The 14983-nt window shown below is 71.2% G+C and carries 18 protein-coding genes; 8 read left to right on the top strand and 10 right to left on the bottom strand.

Going from position 1 to position 14983, the window contains the following annotated elements:
* Positions 1-221, top strand: a 221-nt coding sequence (locus tag IO39_RS57170) for a hypothetical protein (protein WP_211267382.1), incomplete at its 5' end; no start/stop codon positions are given.
* 299 nt (positions 222-520) lie between these two features.
* On the opposite strand, the gene IO39_RS42820 is transcribed toward IO39_RS57170, so the two are convergent.
* On the bottom strand, positions 521-1177 hold the full coding sequence (locus tag IO39_RS42820) for a hypothetical protein (RefSeq protein ID WP_043637239.1): 657 nt from the start codon (positions 1175-1177) through the stop codon (positions 521-523).
* Between the two features lie 530 nt (positions 1178-1707).
* On the opposite strand from IO39_RS42820, the gene IO39_RS42815 reads away from it, so the two are divergent.
* Complete coding sequence (locus IO39_RS42815; RefSeq protein WP_043637236.1) at positions 1708-1947, top strand: hypothetical protein; 240 nt, start codon at positions 1708-1710, stop codon at positions 1945-1947.
* A gap of 379 nt (positions 1948-2326) precedes the next feature.
* On the opposite strand, the gene IO39_RS51580 is transcribed toward IO39_RS42815, so the two are convergent.
* The 3 genes from IO39_RS51580 to IO39_RS42795 form a co-directional block, all read right to left on the bottom strand.
* Positions 2327-3049: a hypothetical protein gene (locus IO39_RS51580; protein ID WP_052424131.1), complete on the bottom strand. Its 723-nt coding sequence runs from the start codon at positions 3047-3049 to the stop codon at positions 2327-2329.
* A gap of 788 nt (positions 3050-3837) precedes the next feature.
* On the bottom strand, positions 3838-4398 hold the full coding sequence (locus IO39_RS42800; RefSeq protein WP_157549786.1) for a DinB family protein: 561 nt from the start codon (positions 4396-4398) through the stop codon (positions 3838-3840).
* Between the two features lie 14 nt (positions 4399-4412).
* A complete protein-coding gene (locus IO39_RS42795) occupies positions 4413-4826 on the bottom strand; it encodes a DUF2000 domain-containing protein (RefSeq protein ID WP_043637231.1) in 414 nt (137 codons plus the stop codon).
* Positions 4827-5164: 338 nt separating this feature from the next.
* On the opposite strand from IO39_RS42795, the gene IO39_RS55560 reads away from it, so the two are divergent.
* Entirely contained in the window at positions 5165-5329 is a 165-nt protein-coding gene (locus IO39_RS55560) for a hypothetical protein (protein WP_157549784.1), read from the top strand.
* Positions 5330-5562: 233 nt separating this feature from the next.
* On the opposite strand, the gene IO39_RS42790 is transcribed toward IO39_RS55560, so the two are convergent.
* Positions 5563-6204: a nuclease-related domain-containing protein gene (locus tag IO39_RS42790; RefSeq protein WP_084774522.1), complete on the bottom strand. Its 642-nt coding sequence runs from the start codon at positions 6202-6204 to the stop codon at positions 5563-5565.
* A 359-nt stretch (positions 6205-6563) separates the two neighbouring features.
* On the opposite strand from IO39_RS42790, the gene IO39_RS42785 reads away from it, so the two are divergent.
* Positions 6564-7295, top strand: a complete 732-nt coding sequence (locus IO39_RS42785) for a hypothetical protein (RefSeq protein ID WP_043637228.1) — start codon at positions 6564-6566, stop codon at positions 7293-7295.
* A gap of 99 nt (positions 7296-7394) precedes the next feature.
* Here the strand turns inward: IO39_RS42785 and IO39_RS42780 are convergent, their stop codons facing one another.
* Positions 7395-8918: a peptide deformylase gene (locus IO39_RS42780; RefSeq protein ID WP_245642592.1), complete on the bottom strand. Its 1524-nt coding sequence runs from the start codon at positions 8916-8918 to the stop codon at positions 7395-7397.
* 131 nt (positions 8919-9049) lie between these two features.
* Here IO39_RS42780 and IO39_RS42775 point away from each other — a divergent pair, with 131 nt between their 5' ends.
* Genes IO39_RS42775 through IO39_RS42760 form a run of 4 tightly spaced genes read left to right on the top strand, consistent with a single transcriptional unit; the run spans position 9050 to position 12507 of the window.
* The gene (locus IO39_RS42775) at positions 9050-10018 is read left to right on the top strand and encodes a D-alanine--D-alanine ligase family protein (RefSeq protein WP_052424130.1); all 969 of its coding nucleotides are present in this window, start codon (positions 9050-9052) and stop codon (positions 10016-10018) included.
* A complete protein-coding gene (locus tag IO39_RS42770) occupies positions 10015-11067 on the top strand; it encodes a threonine ammonia-lyase (protein WP_211267381.1) in 1053 nt (350 codons plus the stop codon). The genes IO39_RS42775 and IO39_RS42770 overlap by 4 nt, the downstream gene beginning before the upstream one ends.
* Complete coding sequence (locus IO39_RS42765; RefSeq protein ID WP_043637225.1) at positions 11009-11677, top strand: cysteine peptidase family C39 domain-containing protein; 669 nt, start codon at positions 11009-11011, stop codon at positions 11675-11677. Before IO39_RS42770 ends, IO39_RS42765 begins: the two co-directional genes overlap by 59 nt.
* Positions 11674-12507, top strand: a complete 834-nt coding sequence (locus IO39_RS42760) for a M55 family metallopeptidase (protein ID WP_043637223.1) — start codon at positions 11674-11676, stop codon at positions 12505-12507. Before IO39_RS42765 ends, IO39_RS42760 begins: the two co-directional genes overlap by 4 nt.
* 34 nt (positions 12508-12541) lie before the next feature.
* Here the strand turns inward: IO39_RS42760 and IO39_RS42755 are convergent, their stop codons facing one another.
* The 4 genes from IO39_RS42755 to IO39_RS55555 all read right to left on the bottom strand — a co-directional run bounded on the left by IO39_RS42755 (position 12542) and on the right by IO39_RS55555 (position 14918).
* Entirely contained in the window at positions 12542-12997 is a 456-nt protein-coding gene (locus tag IO39_RS42755) for a hypothetical protein (protein ID WP_043637219.1), read from the bottom strand.
* Between the two features lie 106 nt (positions 12998-13103).
* On the bottom strand, positions 13104-13709 hold the full coding sequence (locus tag IO39_RS56390) for a recombinase family protein (RefSeq protein ID WP_052424129.1): 606 nt from the start codon (positions 13707-13709) through the stop codon (positions 13104-13106).
* The gene (locus IO39_RS56385) at positions 13706-14398 is read right to left on the bottom strand and encodes a DUF6225 family protein (protein WP_043637216.1); all 693 of its coding nucleotides are present in this window, start codon (positions 14396-14398) and stop codon (positions 13706-13708) included. The genes IO39_RS56390 and IO39_RS56385 overlap by 4 nt, the downstream gene beginning before the upstream one ends.
* A gap of 121 nt (positions 14399-14519) precedes the next feature.
* Complete coding sequence (locus IO39_RS55555) at positions 14520-14918, bottom strand: hypothetical protein (RefSeq protein ID WP_043637213.1); 399 nt, start codon at positions 14916-14918, stop codon at positions 14520-14522.
* Positions 14919-14983 lie beyond the last annotated feature (65 nt).

The following is a 14983-nucleotide window of genomic DNA, read 5'->3' as shown; positions in this document are numbered from 1 at the left end:
CCCGAGAACCCCTCAACGCAGCCACCATTCGAGAGGAACTCCGGCTGCTCGGCTTCCCCAGCGGTGCCGCCAGGGAAGCCGCGCTGCGCCAGCTCGTACTGCAAGCTCCAGCCCCGGTCGTTGCCGAGATGCTCGGCTACACCCCTCAAGCCACGACACGCCAGGCTGCGGCAGTCGGAAGCCCTTGGAGCCGCTACGCCGCCGGTGACCACTCAAAGTGACCACCGATCTTCCCGCACAGGTGAATACAGATCACTCGATCAACGGTCTCTGCCAGTCTGCCCCGAGGCGCGCTCACGGATCGAGCGGCTGCTCTCCTGAGTCTCAGGCGATGACGCCCGTCCGGTAGCCGGCGAGCGTGTAGTCGGTCACGCGGCGGACCAGCGTGGCGAGCAGTTCGGCGGCGGCCGGGTTCGGGATCTCACCACGGAGGATAGGTTCCCGGCGAGGTGGGCGCCGGGTTGAGCACCGCGGCTACGGCCGCCCCGACCATTGCCGGCGTCGGCCGCGAGGCCGTGATCTACCCCTTGACCAGGCGCAGGAGTTCCGCGTTGCCGGCGAGGTTCACCGGCTCGGCGGTCGCACCGTCCTGGCTGTAGATCGGGCGCGAGGCCAGCGCCGGTGGGATGCGCTCGACATAGGTGACGCGGTGCAGTACGCGCCACACCGGGTTGGTGACGTCCAGTTCGCGGATCGCGCGGGCTGTCGGGTCGTTCGACAGTTGCCGCCAGACGGGGTCGACGATGTCGACGAACTTCTGCGCGTTCTCCCTGCTCGGCGGTGTCAGGAAGGTCATGAACCGGTACTGGCGCACCTTGCCGGGGCACAGGCCGGGCTGGAAGGCGCCGGTGCCGGTGCCGTAGACCGCCGGGGCGTTCGGATCCCAGGCCGGCAGGTAGCCCTCCACGTTCAGTGCCACGTCCAAGGTCACGCTCCGCTGGTTGTCCTGCTTGAGGCCGACGTGCACGTCGACCATGCGGGTCGACGTGAGTTCGAGCGAGTAGGAGAAGGCGACGGTGAAGGAGAAGTCGCCGGCGGCCTTGACGCCGGCGCCGCCGCCGATGTTCCGCCAGCCGGTGTAGGTCCGGCCGCAGATGCTGGCGAAGCCCTGCTGCTCGACGTGCAGCCCGTTGTCAGCGCTCCAGACGTATCGGTTGACGATGCCCGTGGCGGGCACCGGCGACGGCTGCTCGTCGCCCGGCTCGGTGGCTCGCCGTACTCGGCGACGTAGGCCGCGTAGTAGTTCTCCGCGATGACGGCCCGGCCAGCCTCAGCAGTGAGGTGTTCCATCGCAGAGACGACCGGCACCTGGCGCCCTTCGACGGTGACCGTCATCAGGCCGATCCGGCGGACCAGCTCGGCGACAACGCTGGGAGCCGACTCCGCCACCTGCTTCCCGTCCCGCCACGAGAAACCGCGGCGTTCGGCCGATACCGGTACAGCTGACCATCCGTCGCCAGCGGCAGGTGAACGCGGCCTGGAGCAAGGCCATCGGGTACGAGGCGGCGCGGGCGGCCGCCGAGACCAAGGCCGCGGAGAAGGCCGCTGCCGCCACCCACGCTGCTGAAGACCAACCGCGAGCTGGACAAGACCAACCGCGCCCTGACCAAGGACCTGGCCGTCGCCCGCGCCCAGGCCGAAGCTGCCGAACGGGCCAAGACCACCGCCGAAGCCGCCGCCGCCCAGGTCCGCGCCGAGGCTGACCGGATGCGCGAGGACCTGGCCGCCGTACGCGCCGAGCTGGCCCAGGCGCGCCGGCAGCACGCTGGCGAGGCCGGCCGGTTGCGCGAGGTCCTGGCCGCCGCGCGTGAGCAACTCGGCGAGGCGCGCGGGGACCTCACGGCCGCCCAAGCGGCGGCGCGCACCGCCCAGCAGCAGGCCGAAGCCGCTGAGATGCGGGCCACCGAGCTGCTCACCCTGCTGCGCCGGCGCAGCGACCCCGCCTGACGGATCGTCTGTGTGGCCCGGTGCTGTGCGGGGTGTGCATGACGGCCTTCGTCCATGCCGAACCGCGGCGGCCGCGGCGCCGCCGGGCACCGCGCGAGCTGTAAGTGCGATCAAGCGGGGTTTCTCCGACTTCTCCGACAGGCCCACGCGTGCGCGCACGACGCCCCTGCCGCCCCGCTCGAAGGGCTTCGGCTGCTGAGGAGCCGGTGCCGTGTCAATAAGCGATACCGCAGCTCAACGGGATGGCATCGGCGCCGAGCTCGGCGCCGGCGAGGCCGCCGCGGCCGCCGCGGTGCACGGCTTCGCCGCAGGTCAGCGAAACGGCCTGGCCGTCGTGGAGCGCGGCTGCGTTATGGACAGGGCGGCGCTGCGGCCGGTTTCACGGTCGTTGCTGGTCTGCTCTGCGGGCGGCGAGCTGGTCGTTGACCGCTGCCTCCATGCTGGTCAAACGGGCTTGGACGTCGCCGAACTGTTCGTCCAGGCGTACCCGCAGCTGTTCCAGCGCGGTCGTGGGGGGCGGGGTCGGGTGGATGTGCGTCGTGGGCCGGCGGTGGATGCCTCGCAGGGCGAACACCGACAGCACGCCCCAGTACAGGACGGCGATGCCGGTGGCGAGCATGCGCCCGCCGGCGGGGCTGGCGCTGTAGACCATTCCGGCGGTGCCGGCGCCGTACAGGACCCAGGCCAGGCGGGCGCTCCAGGACGAGCCGGTCAGCCAGCACAGCAGCCACAGGATCGGGCCGGTCACCGCCCAGGCCGACCAGATCGCCTGCGCCCCGGTGGGCAGGCCGGCGGCGTGGGCGGTGATGTAGGCGTGGACCGGGGTGGTGACGACCTCGGTCAGGTGCCAGTCGGCCACCCGTTCCAGCGTCCAGGTCCCGCCGGCGATCAGGCCGTTGGCCACGCCCTGGATGAGGGCGATGAGCACCGTGGTGGCCAGCCACAGCAGCACGAGCACGACGAGCGCCACGGCCGCGGCACAGACGGCCAGGACGGCGTACTTGGCGACCTCGGCCTCGCGTGAATCATCGCCGAACCGATCGTGTGCCCACGTCTGCAGCTCTTGGTAGCGGTCGGCGATCCAATCGGCCACTTCGACCATGCGGAGATCTCCTTCACCGAAGGCAGGGGTGCGGGGTGGGTCCCCCGATGGTCTCCCGCGTGCGGGTGAGCTGCCATGACAATGCAGGAAACGCGCATGGGCGTGACCGCTTTCGGGTGCTTGCCCCGTCCCGCGCGGTAGGCCCCCGTTCAACCAGCGTCTCTGGCAGACCGGAACCCCGGCCCGCTCGGCGTGGTCAGCCGGCGCGAAGGGGCTTGCTCGTGCGGGCGATCCCGCTCCACCGGTGTACGTCCGACTTCGACAGCCCGGCGGCCAGGGCCTCGCGCACTACGGCGTCCCGGTCGTCCTGGTGCTCTCGCCAGTTGATCAGCGCGTGTCGCGCAAGGTCGGTTCGGGCCTCACCGGCGGGCCTGCGGGGGTGGAAGCTATGAATCTCCACGGCCGCCAGCGGGGCCCGGTCGCCGAGAAGGCGAGCGCGCTCCAGGGTGACCGCTCGCAGCGTGCGGAGCTGCAGGCGGGCTGCGTGGAGGTCGGCGCGCCGGCTAGGCAGGCTGCCAGGGCTCAGCGTCGCGTCGGCCTCGAGTCACACGGCCCAAAGCGACGATGTGTAACCGGGAGCCCCCAGGCGGCTTGACATAAAGGCACTCAGCGAGCAACGCGACCTGCAGAAACGCCCGATCCAGATTGTCGAGCGGCTGCGCGTCTGACTCATCCCCGAACGTCCGGACCCAAATCGGTCCCCGGCAAATAGCACGCCCGCACACCATCACCTGCAGCGATGCCGTTCGTTTGGGCCGTGTGGCGCGACTCTTACCGGCGGGCCTCGTTCATACGCCCCTCGCCCCGTCGATGCGTTCGCGGAGCAGGTCGGCATGACCGTTGTGGCGGGCGTACTCCTCGATCATGTGGAGGAGCACCCAGCGCAGCGAGACCCGCCCGCGCCAGGCGTCGTGACCCTCGACGTCGAGGTGGGGTGCTTCGGCGACGTAGGCGTCGGCGAAAGCCACCTCCTCCCGCCAAGCGTGCCAGGCGTCGGCGATGACCTCGGGGTCCGGCACGGCGCCGTCGAAGTCGCCGTCGGGGTCCTCGTCGGTGGAGAAGCGGGCCGGCACCTCTTGACCGGCCAGGACCGTCCTGAACCAGCGGCGCTCGACGTCGGCGACGTGCCGGACCAGGCCTAGCAGGGACAGTGTGGAGGGCTCCACCGTTCGCCGGGCCAGTTCGGCGGTCAGGCCCGTGCACTTCAGTTCCAGGGTCGCCCGCTGAGCGGCGAGGACATTGGTGAGCAGCGTCCGCTCGTCTCCGACGGCGGGGAAGGTGAATCGGATGTCTTCCTCGCCGCCGAAGATGTCGCTTCTTCTGCGGCGGGTGGTGTTGTCGACGTTCATGGGCCCTTTCTGGGTCAGGCGAGCAGGGGAAGGCGTTTTGTCAGGGCGGTCACGCGGTTACGCGGCCCGAACACGGCGACGGCCACGAAGTCGATGTCCTCCGACGGTGTGGCCTTCAACGTAGCGAGGTAGTCGTCGTAGTCGCGGGCGCGGCGGGCCACCTCGTTGAAGCCCACGGTGATCAGGTCCTCCCGGGACAGGGCGCGGTGGTGCAGGTCGCGCAGCTCTTCAGCGGAGGCGGTGAGGACGGGAACCGGGTGCGGGTTCAGGCCCGCGTGCCATCCGCCGGAGGCGTCCACGCCATCACCGCCCAGCGGGCGCCCCAGGCGTGCGCCCAGGCTGAGCCCGGCCACCGCGGCCGCGTTCACCGCCGGCGCGGGTTCGAGGTCGTCGCGGACCACGAGGACGAGCTTGGTGGCCAGAGGCATGGCAGTCATTCCTTTCCGGGTCACAGGGCGGGGGCGGCGTCGAGGCGGCGCCGGGCCAGGTTCGACGCGGCCTGGGCGGGAGTCACCTGCTGGTGGTCTGCACTCGGCGGAGGACCCGGCGGGCTGAGCCGGTATGCGGGGCAGGCGCACGGTCGCCAAGGCGACGACAGGAGCGGCGACCGCGCCGAGTGCGTAGGCCGGCTACCGCTTGTCCGGCCACCGGGACGGAGGCCCGTGACCAGGAACTCGGCGGTGCCGACGACGAAAACGCTGGGGCACAGCCAGGCCCAGAGCGAGAACCGTCCGTTTCATCGCGGCAAGGCTAAGCTCTGACATCCATGTCAGAGTCAAGTCGGAGGAACGCCGCCGCCCACCTCGGCGAAGCCGAAGTACCGCTGCGGCTGCGCCGGACCGGCCCCGGCTACGAGGGCGAGGTGGCCCCGTTCAACCCGCGTGACTGGCTGGAGGTCCATCCCGCCCCGCTCACCCTGCCCACCACCTGACCGGTCCCGGCGCGCGTAGTCCTGTACGAGCACGATCAAGGGCCCAGGCTGCAGCCCGGGCCCGTGCACCTGGGCAAGGGCGACATCACCACCAGCACCGTGGTGGTGAGCGGTGCCGGCGCCATCTACATCGCCGGCGACAACCCCGCGGGCATCTCGAAGTCGTTCGGCTCGATGTAGGGCGCGGAAATATTGACAGTGCCGTACGCGAAGTTCGTGTCAGCGGGCGCGCATCAGGCTCGCTGATGTCGCGTGCTCAGGTGGGCTGACAGCTTGGCGATGTGGCTTGCACCGGCGGGAGACTGTGACGGCGAAAAATATCGGTCGAAGTAGCCGTCGACGATCGCCCGCATGGGCAGTACGACGCCGCCCCTTTTGCTGCAGGCGGCGTTCTCCACGGTGGGATGGAGCAGGGTGCTGTCGGGCACGATCCACGCTGTGCGGCCCCGCATGGCATCGGTGAGGCGATAGATAACGCCGCCACGGGAGTAGGCGCGCCCGTCATCGAGCCACCTCTGTGGCACCACGGTGCCGTCTGCCTTGACAAGGACGCCCTTGCCCTTGGGGTCGAGCCCCAGCGTTCCCGCGCCGCATCCCTTCGCGTCGATGATGAGCCAGGTGTCGCCGGTCAGCACCAGGTGGTCGATGTTGGAGGTGCCCAGGCTGAGCGGGTCCAGGCCGCCTCCGCGTATCTGATGAAACCCCTCGAGGTCGTGAAAGAGGTGGAAGTGGTCGGGGCGGGTCTCCAGCCACTGCTCGAGTGCCTTGGCCACTTGCTGCTCGTGGAAGGCTCCGCGTCGTGCATCCGTGCCGTACTTTGCGGCACCTGAGTCGATCAGGCTCCAACCTGGCGTTCCACGCACGGTCACGCTCATCGATCTCGCACCCCCATACTTTCGGAGACGGCATGTGGCTGCGACGTTACTGTGAGTCACCGACAGTTTCGGTGCCGGGCCGGAGCGCTGGCGATCCCGGCGGTGTTGATCGCGGAGAAATTGGCCGTGGCGTGCGGGAGCCGTTTAACGCGTGGCGCTCAGCAGTGGCGACGTGCCGGGCAGGTCATCCTCCTGCCTACCGATGAGGTGCTGGGAGCGCTGAGATGGGGTCGTGGCCATATCCGGCCGGAAATTCCCGCTAAGCCACGAGGGCCTGGTCAGTGAGGGTGTCCCGCCCTCCTTCAGACCAACCCGGCAGATCTCACGGCAGGAAATCCGACGCGCGTTACGGTGCTTGCATGCTGGTGCGGTTGCTGTGGAAGCCTTTGCCCGAGTCGTGGCCGGAATCGGCGTCTCCGCGACCGGCGGGGCTGCGCGGCCTGGTCGCCTGGGTGCGGGAGCTGGCCGAGGGCGTGCCGCAGCACGACGACGTCGAGCGGCGGGTGCGGCGGGGGGCGATGCAGGCGATCGTTCGTGAGGCCTTCCAGCAGACGGTGGCCGAGCAGGACAGCGAGCCCCGCGAGCCGGCCGCGTTCGCTGAGGCGTGGAGGGCCCGGCTGGCTGCCCTCCTGGCGCGGGAGACCGTCGAGGTGACAGGCTGGGGCGAGATCATCATCGCCGAGCTGGACACTGAACTGGGGTGGAGCCTGTACGCCGCGGCCAGCCGTGCCCGAGCGGAGACGATCGCGCTGGCCGCCGCGACGCCCAGCCGCCGTCGAGGTGCCGACGACGGGCCGACCCCGTCGTATGAGTTCTCGATCGCCGCCGACGGAGACGGTTCGCTCGGACGCGTTCAGTACGCGATCTGCGAGCCCTGCGGGGTCGGTCTGTTGAAGAAGATCAGTTTCTCGTCTGAGTGGCACTGCTGCGGGTTCGGCACGCTGGCCCTGCGCGAGCTGGAGATCCGCCATCCGGCCCTGACCTGGTACACCACCGGGCAGTACGCGCATGCCCGGGGCTTTTATGACCGCTACCGGCACAGCAGCGACAGTCCGTGGACCGCCCAGCAGCACCCCTGCCCGCACTTTTGAGTGCTCGATGCCAATAGCCGCGGCGGTCGCCCGGTTCGGCTGGTCGGCGGCAAGCTGAGCTCGCTCTTTCTTGCCCCCGAGACCGGTGAGCCTTCGTCGTCAGGAACGTTTCCAGGGTTGGCCGATGCCGCGATACTCCTCCACCGGGATGGGCGTGACGCCCTCGCGCATGCGGCTGGTGTATAGCCGACCGGCGAGGTGGTCGACCTCGTGGGCGACCAGGCGGGCCACGCCGTACGGGAACGTGGTGATTTTCGTTTGCCCGTCCAGGCTGGTGTGCTCGACTTCGAGGGTGAGCGGCCGGGGCACCATGCCGCGTACGTCGAAGAAGGATAGGCAGCCCTCATACTGCTCGTCGGTCTCGGTGGAGGCGTCGGTGATGCGGGGGTTGAGCAGCACGACCGGGTCGGCGTCGGGGTCGGGCGGGATGACGATGGCGGCGGCCCGGCCGATGCCGATCTGCGGGGCGGCCAGGCCCATGCCCTTGCCGAAGACGTGCTGTTCGCGCACCCGCTGCAGCGCGGCGAACAGCGCGTCGATCACCTCACCGGCCGCCTCGGCCTGCTCGGGCAGGTCGAAGGGCTCGGCGACGGCGGCCAGGATGGCATCTCCGGCCTGGACGATGCCGGCGGCCTTCATCCGGTCGCTGCTGGTGCGCAGGCTCGGCGATGCGTCTCCGGTAGGTTCGCCGGGCCGGGCGCGGAAGCGCCATTCCAGCCGGTAGCGGGCGCCCATCGGCGGATCGGCGGTGCCCCAGGCGAACAGCGTCTCCTCGCCGCGCTGGGTGCGGGTGATGGGGTTGTGGAGCGGGACGGCCTCGGCGGTGGTGGAGGTCTCGGTGCCCCACACCTTCGGCTCCAGGTCGGCGGGGAAGGTCAAGGTCACGCCGAGGTGGCGGGTGGGCAGCCGGATGGCGCGCTGGAACCAGGGGCCCCATTTGGTGTCGGGGACGGTGTAGGCGTAGGTGATCGTGGCGCGCTCGCCCGGATACAGCGGGAACTTGCCCCGCTCGTTGGCGAAGCACAACCAGACCTCCTTGAAGGAGTCGCGATCGTGCTTGGGGTCGACGTCCATCGGCTCGCCGTCGCAGTCGGCGACCAGGCCGAGCTCGTCCCAGGTGAGCGGATGGGCGCGGTAGTGGGCGTTGGAGCGGGCGGGCTCGCCGGGATAGCGGTCGACGCTGATGCGAGCCAGGTAGCGGGTCACCGGGTCCGGGCCGGCGTTGCGCAGACGCCGCCGCATGGTCGCGGTGTAGATGCCGCCGGCGTAGCGCAGCTCGGCGTGGTCATCCTCCACCACCAGCCCGCCGGGAGCGTTCGAGGGCGCCGCGGCTGCTGAGGCGGCTGACGGGGCGGTTGTCGCGGTCTCTTGCCAGGACTGCCACACCTGGCCGCCGGCTGACAGCTTGGCCTCGGCGCGGCGGGCGAAGTCCTCGCCGGCCGGGTACCGGCCGGCCTCGATGTGGCTGATGTAGGACGGGTCGTAGTCCATCGCCTCGGCCAGAGCCTTCTTGGACATCCCGCGCCGTTTGCGCCAGTGCGCCAGAACCTCGCCGAAGGCACCCAGCTCGTCGTGCTGGCCGTCGTGCTGCTCGTCGGGTGGCTCGTTGCGGGGGGTTTCCACGCTCTCATCTTTCCCCAGGACGGCGTGAATGCGTGAGTGAACCGTGCGTGAGCCGCACTCACGGTGACCTCACCCGTACGGGGCGAGGTCTGCTGGCAGGCGACCAGTCCACCGATCATCGGAGACTCCCCGTGTCCCTGATCATCAACCCCCTGCTCATCGACGCCCACCAGCTGTCCCTTCCCGGCCAGGGCCGCATCGGCGTGCTGACCGGCGGCCGCTCCCGGGAACGGGCCCGCTCGCTGCTGTCCGGTAACACCGCGGTGGCCGCGCTGCAGCGCCTGGGCCTGTCCGCCGTCCTGATCGACACCAGCGAGCCCGATCTGCTGGACCGGCTTGGCGAGATCGACGTCGCCTTCCTGGCGATCGCCGGCCAGTACGCCGAGGACGGCAAGCTCCAAGGCCTGCTGGAGCATCTCGGCATCCCCTACACCGGCTCCGGGGTGCTGGCCAGCGCGCTGGCGATGCACAAGACCGCGGCCAAGACCATGGTCGCCGCACACGGCGTCCGCATCGAGCTGCCGGTCATCATCAAGCCGATCTCCGAAGGCGGCTCCATCGACATGCGCCTGTCGCGCAGCGAAGACGACCTGGCCGCCGCGGTGGACGAGCTGCGCCAGGGCGGGCAGGCGCTGTTCGCCGAGCGGTTCTGGCCCGGCCACTCGGTCACCGCGGCGGTGCTCGACGACGGCGTCGAGTTGCGGGTGCTGCCGCCGCTGGAGACCCGCCCGAAGGGCGGCGGCTTCTACGACTACGCCACCAAGAACGACCCGGCCGCCTTCACCAACCACTGCCCCACCGTCCTGCCCCCGGCCACCGAGGCGCTGGTGCGCGAGCACGCCCAGGCCGCGCACCGCGCGCTGGGCTGCTCGGGCTACTCGCGCAGCGACTTCGTCGTCGACGCCGGCCTGGGCGGCGATGGCCCCCACGATGGCGCGGGCGATGGCCCGCAGGTGTGGTGGCTGGAGACCAACACCCTGCCGGGCCTGTCGGCCACCGGGAACCTGGCCACCATGGCGGCCGCCGACGGCATCGGCTACGACGCGCTGATCACGTTCATCCTGTCCACCGCGCTCACGGCGCACGGTTACCGGCCGTGAGCCCGCAGCGGAACAACGTCGTGATCGGGATCGACGACGTGCGCACGGCCGCCACCCGCCTGTACGGGTACGTCACCGACACGCCGCTGCTGGCCTCGCCCGCGCTGGACGCGCTGTGCGGTGCCCCGGTGCTGTGCAAGGCCGAGAACCTGCAGCGGACCGGCTCGTTCAAGGTGCGCGGCGCGCTCAACCACGTGCTCAGCCTCACCCGGGCCGAACGCGCCGGAGGGATCATCGCCGCCTCCTCCGGCAACCACGCCCAGGCGATCGCCTGGGCCGCCCGGCTGGCCAGCACGTACGCGGTCGTGGTGGTTCCCGCCGACGCCCCGCACGTCAAGGTGCAGGCGGCCCGGGAGCTGGGGGCCGAGGTGTACCACTACGCCCGCGGCGGCGAGGACCGCGACACCATCGTGGCCGAGCTCGCCCGCCAGCGCGGGCTGGCGATCGTGCCGTCGGCGAACTCCGAGCGGGTGATCGCGGGCGGCGGCACCGTCGCCGCCGAGATCCTGGCCCGCTCTGATGAGGTGAGCACGCTGGTGGTGCCGGTCGGCGGGGGCGGGCTGGCGGCCGGCTGCGCGGTGGCGGCCAAGGCCCTGGCCCCGAACCTGCGGGTGGTCGGCGTGGAGCCGGAGCACGGAGCCGACACCGCGCTGTCGCTGCGCGAGGGCCGCCGGGTGAGCATCCCGACGCCGGTCACGATCGCCGACGGGCTCACCCACTCCAGCCCGGCCCCGATCCCGTTCGCGATCAACCAGGCGCTGCTGGACCAGGTGGTCACCGTCAGCGACACCGAGATCGTCGAGGCCATGGCGGCAGCCTTCACCCATCTGAAGGCCGTCGTCGAACCCAGCGGCGCGTGCGCACTCGCCGCGGCGATATGCGGGCGAATCGAGATCACATCCGGCACAATGGGCGTGGTCCTGTCCGGGGGAAACATCGCCTGGACCACGTTCCGGTCGCTGATCGACCGCGCAGCAGCTGCTGGGGGAGATGGTGGGGTGCCTGGCCTGCACGCCCGGGTCGGGCAGCAGCCAGCAGGCCGTCCATGACGGCATCGCCCTGTTCACCCAGTACATGAGCCATGAGCGGATCGGCGCCATCGTCTACGACGGCGCCGATCCCGCCGATGACCCGCGATGGCGCGCCTCGGGGGCGCGCACCCGCGCCGAGTACGGCCGCTGGTGCCGGCACGCCTGCGGCATGGCCTGCCTGCAGATGGTCCTCGATCACCGCGACGGGCACGCCCCGCCGCTGCTGGAACTGCTGCGCGGCTGCCGCGCCTACGGCGGCTACATCGAAGGCGGCGACAGCAAGATCAAGGGCTTGTATTACGCGCCGTTCGCCGACTACGTACGCGCCGAGCACGGCCTGCGCGCCGACGTGCACCCGCATCTGGCCGCCGGCGACCTGCCCGGCCTGCTCGCTGACGGGCACCTGGTCATGGCCTCGGTCCATCGGGAGATCCGCCGCCCCGAGCTGCCCGCGCCCGGCCGGGGCGGGCACCTCGTCCTGCTCACCGGGCACGAACACGGCGTGATCCACCTGCACAACCCGTCCGGCCACACCCCTGAGGCCCGCCGGGCCAGCCTGCCCCTGGACACCTTCGAGTCGTTCTTCGGCGGCCGCGGTATCGCCCTGCGGCTGCGCCAGGGCCGGTGACCGTGGCCGCCCTCAAGGTGCTGGTCTCCGTCGATATGGAGGGCATCGCCAGCATCGTGCATCCGGCCGAGACCACCCCCGCGGGCGGCGACTACGCACGCGGCCGGGCTCTGATGACCGAGGCGGCCAACGCCGTGGTGGCGGGCGTGCTGGAGGCCGAGTCGGCGGCCGAGGTGCTGGTGGCCGACTCCCACGGCCCCTACCGCAACCTCCTGCCCGAGGACCTCGACCGGCGAGCCCGGCTGATTCGCGGCAAGCCCCGCGAGCTGGGCATGCTCGCCGGTTTGCAGGCCGGCGCCCAGGTCGTGATGTTCGTGGGCTACCACGCCCGCGCGGGCGCCGCCGGGGCGGTGCTCGCTCACACCATGGCCGACGCCATCCTGGACGTGCGCATCAACGGCCGCTCGCACGGTGAGATCGGGATCAACACCCTGCTGGCGGGCTCCTACGGGGCGCCCGTCGTGCTGGCCAGCGGCGACGAGGCGGCGTGCGCGGAGTTCACCGCCCTGGTGCCGGGCGGTCTCACGGTGCCGGTCAAACGCGGGCTCGGCCAGCACGCGGCCGACACCCTGCACCCGAGGGAGGCCTGCGACCGGCTGCGGCAGGCCGCCGGCCAGGCGATCCGGCGACATGACGAGCATCGGCCCGTGGCCGCCTCGGGCCCGCTCGAGGTCGAGGTCGACCTGTATCAGCCGCGCACGGCCGACCTGGCCGCCCTCATCCCCGGCATCGCCCGGACCGGCCGCGCCGTGAGGTTCACCGCCGAGAACATGACGGCCGCCTACGGGCTGCTCCAGCTGCTCGCCCTGCTCACCTCCATGGGGCCCTGACCAGGGCGGCAGCAGCGAGGCGGTGAGGCGCTGGTCAGCGGGGCTCGTCCCGGGTGGTCCAGCCGTGCTTGGCGATGAGCGCCGACAGCGCGGCACGGAGCTGGTTGATGCGTTCCTGGGCATCGGGGCCTTGGATGCCGATGGTGACGGCGCAGTCGGTGGCGTGGTAGGTCGTGTGCCGGCCTTCGGCGGCCACGCGCGCGGCGGCGTGGATGCGGCCGCGTAGCCGGATGCGCTTGCGCGGGTCGGTGGTGCGGTCCAGGCCGTCGATGGTGAGGTAGCACAGGAACGGGCCGGGGGCGGTGAGCGGCCCGTCGGGGAGCCCGGCAGCGAGTGCTTCGCGGATCTTGGCCCGGTCGGCGTTGTTCATCGGGCGGCGGCCGAGCCAGTTGGGCCAGCCGTCCGGACGGTGGGGCACGGTGTAGCCGGGCGTGCTCGCCGTGCCGGGCGGCACAGATGGCGGGGCGGCCTGATGTTCGTCGTTGTCCATGATCCTCGGGGGGCCGGTTCAGAACAGCGGATCGAGCGTTGGCGGGTCGGCGCTCATGCGCGGGCAGCGTGTCCCTTCCCGGCCGGGTCGTCCGGCGCGGAAGTGATCAACCCCCCGCGTTGGCGAGGGCCTGGTAGGCGGTGGAGCGGCCGATCTTCAAGGTGCGGGCGGCCTCGGTGACGCTGACTCCGTCGTTCACCAGGCGGCGCAGCGTCGCCAGTTCGGCGGGGCCGATCGCGCGGGGCCGGCCGATGCGATTCTTGCCCGGCAGCATCCGCCCCTCGGCCTCGCGGCGCTGCGCGGCGGCGATGCCCTCGGCCTGCCGTTCGGCGCGCAGTTCCAGTTCGTACTCGGCGGCCGCGGCCAGGACCGCGAACATGAACCGGCCCTCCTTGGTGTCCAGGTCGAAGTTCTCGGTGAGGGACACGACCTTGATCCCGCGTTCGCGCAGGTCGGTGACGACGGTCAGCACGTGGGCGGCTGAGCGGCCCCACCGGTCGGACTTCCAGAACTTCAGCGTGTCGCCGGGGCGCAGCTCGGCCAGGGCGGCGGCGAATTCGGGACGGTTGCCGCGCAGGCGGCTGGAGATCTTCTCCTGAAACAGGACGTCGTAGCCGTCGGCGGCCAGGGCGTCGAGCTGGAGCTGGGGGTTTTGGTCGCGGGTGGAGACCCGCGCGTAGGCGATGACGCGGCCGGCCACGGTGCCGGTCACGGTGCCGTGCGCCGGGGCCGGTTCGGACGCAGGTGCAGGTTGGCCGCGGTGTGCCAGTGGCACTCCAAGGCGAAGATGGGGTCCGGCTCCATGCCGTGCCCGTCGCTCCAGCCGATCTTGCCGTGCCCGGCGCCGGTGATGATCTGATCGTCGGCCGTGTCCGCTTCGTCGGTGGCCACGTGGACGATGACCGGCGCGTCGTCGTCCACGTCGGCCAGCGCCGCGCGCAGCTGTCCGGCGGTCCAGGCCCGCTGCCCCTTGTCGTTGGTGACGGTGTCCCACGGCACAACGCCGGTTCGGGTCACCTGGTCGCCGGCGTGCTTCTCGACGAGCCACTGAACGCCGGTCGCTGCCTGGTGTACGTGGTGCTCATGGCCAGGTGGCAGGGTGCATCGCCCGCTGGAGATCGTGGGGTGGGGCCGGCCGCAGATCCGCAGCGGCGGCACCTTCTCCTGGTCGTCCTCCTGGTCGTCGTCGAGGTATTCCTCCAGGGTCGGCAGGTCGGCCGGCGGGGTCTGCCCGACGATGAGGGACAGCTCCGACACCCACCGGGTCAGCCCGCCCTGCCAGGAGGAGAAGTAGATCACGCCTTCGGGGTCGTCCTGATCGGGCAGCAGGGCATACCCGTCCTTGCCGTCGACCTGCGTCCGCAGAATCGTTGGTCGCTGGCCGTCGTAGATGAACGTCACGGGAGATCACCGTCCAGAAAAGTACAGGTTTCTGGACACCTTAGCGACCTGCGATGATGCCGTCCAGAAACATCCGTCCAGAAAATATGATCGCGGGCTCGCGATCGTGCGGGGTTGCCGCCTATGAGCCCTCGGCCATGGCCGCGTACGCCGCGGCCTTGTCCGCCAGCTCCTCGGCGAGCTCCACGCCGCCGCGCAAGGACTCGGCGACCTGGCGAAACCGCTCCGATCGCTCCGCCGCCCCCTCGGCCTGCGCCGCCTGCAGCAGGCCCTCCAGCGCGGCGGGCGGGCCGCCGCCCGCCCCCCCCCCCCCCCCCGCAAGGGGGGTCTGCTTGCCGGCCCCGCCCGCCAGGGCGTGGGCCAGCTCCAGCCGGTGCATCTCCCGCCCACCTGCCCGCTTGGCCTCGGCCTCCATCTCGGCGGCGGTGAAGGTGCGTTTCAGCAAGCCGATGGCCACCAGGGCCGCGGCCAGCTCCGCCGGATCGGCCATCGTGCCCAGGCCCTCGCGCGGCTCACCCATCGGCCTTACTCCTCCTCATCAGCGGCCGCGTTCGGATCACGCAGCTCGCGCAGGCGGCCGCCCAG

Origin of the sequence: Nonomuraea candida, assembly GCF_000725485.1 — a bacterium.
GTDB lineage: Bacteria > Actinomycetota > Actinomycetes > Streptosporangiales > Streptosporangiaceae > Nonomuraea > Nonomuraea candida.
Note: the sequence above shows the minus strand (reverse complement) of the source record. Positions and strands in the feature narration are given on the sequence as shown.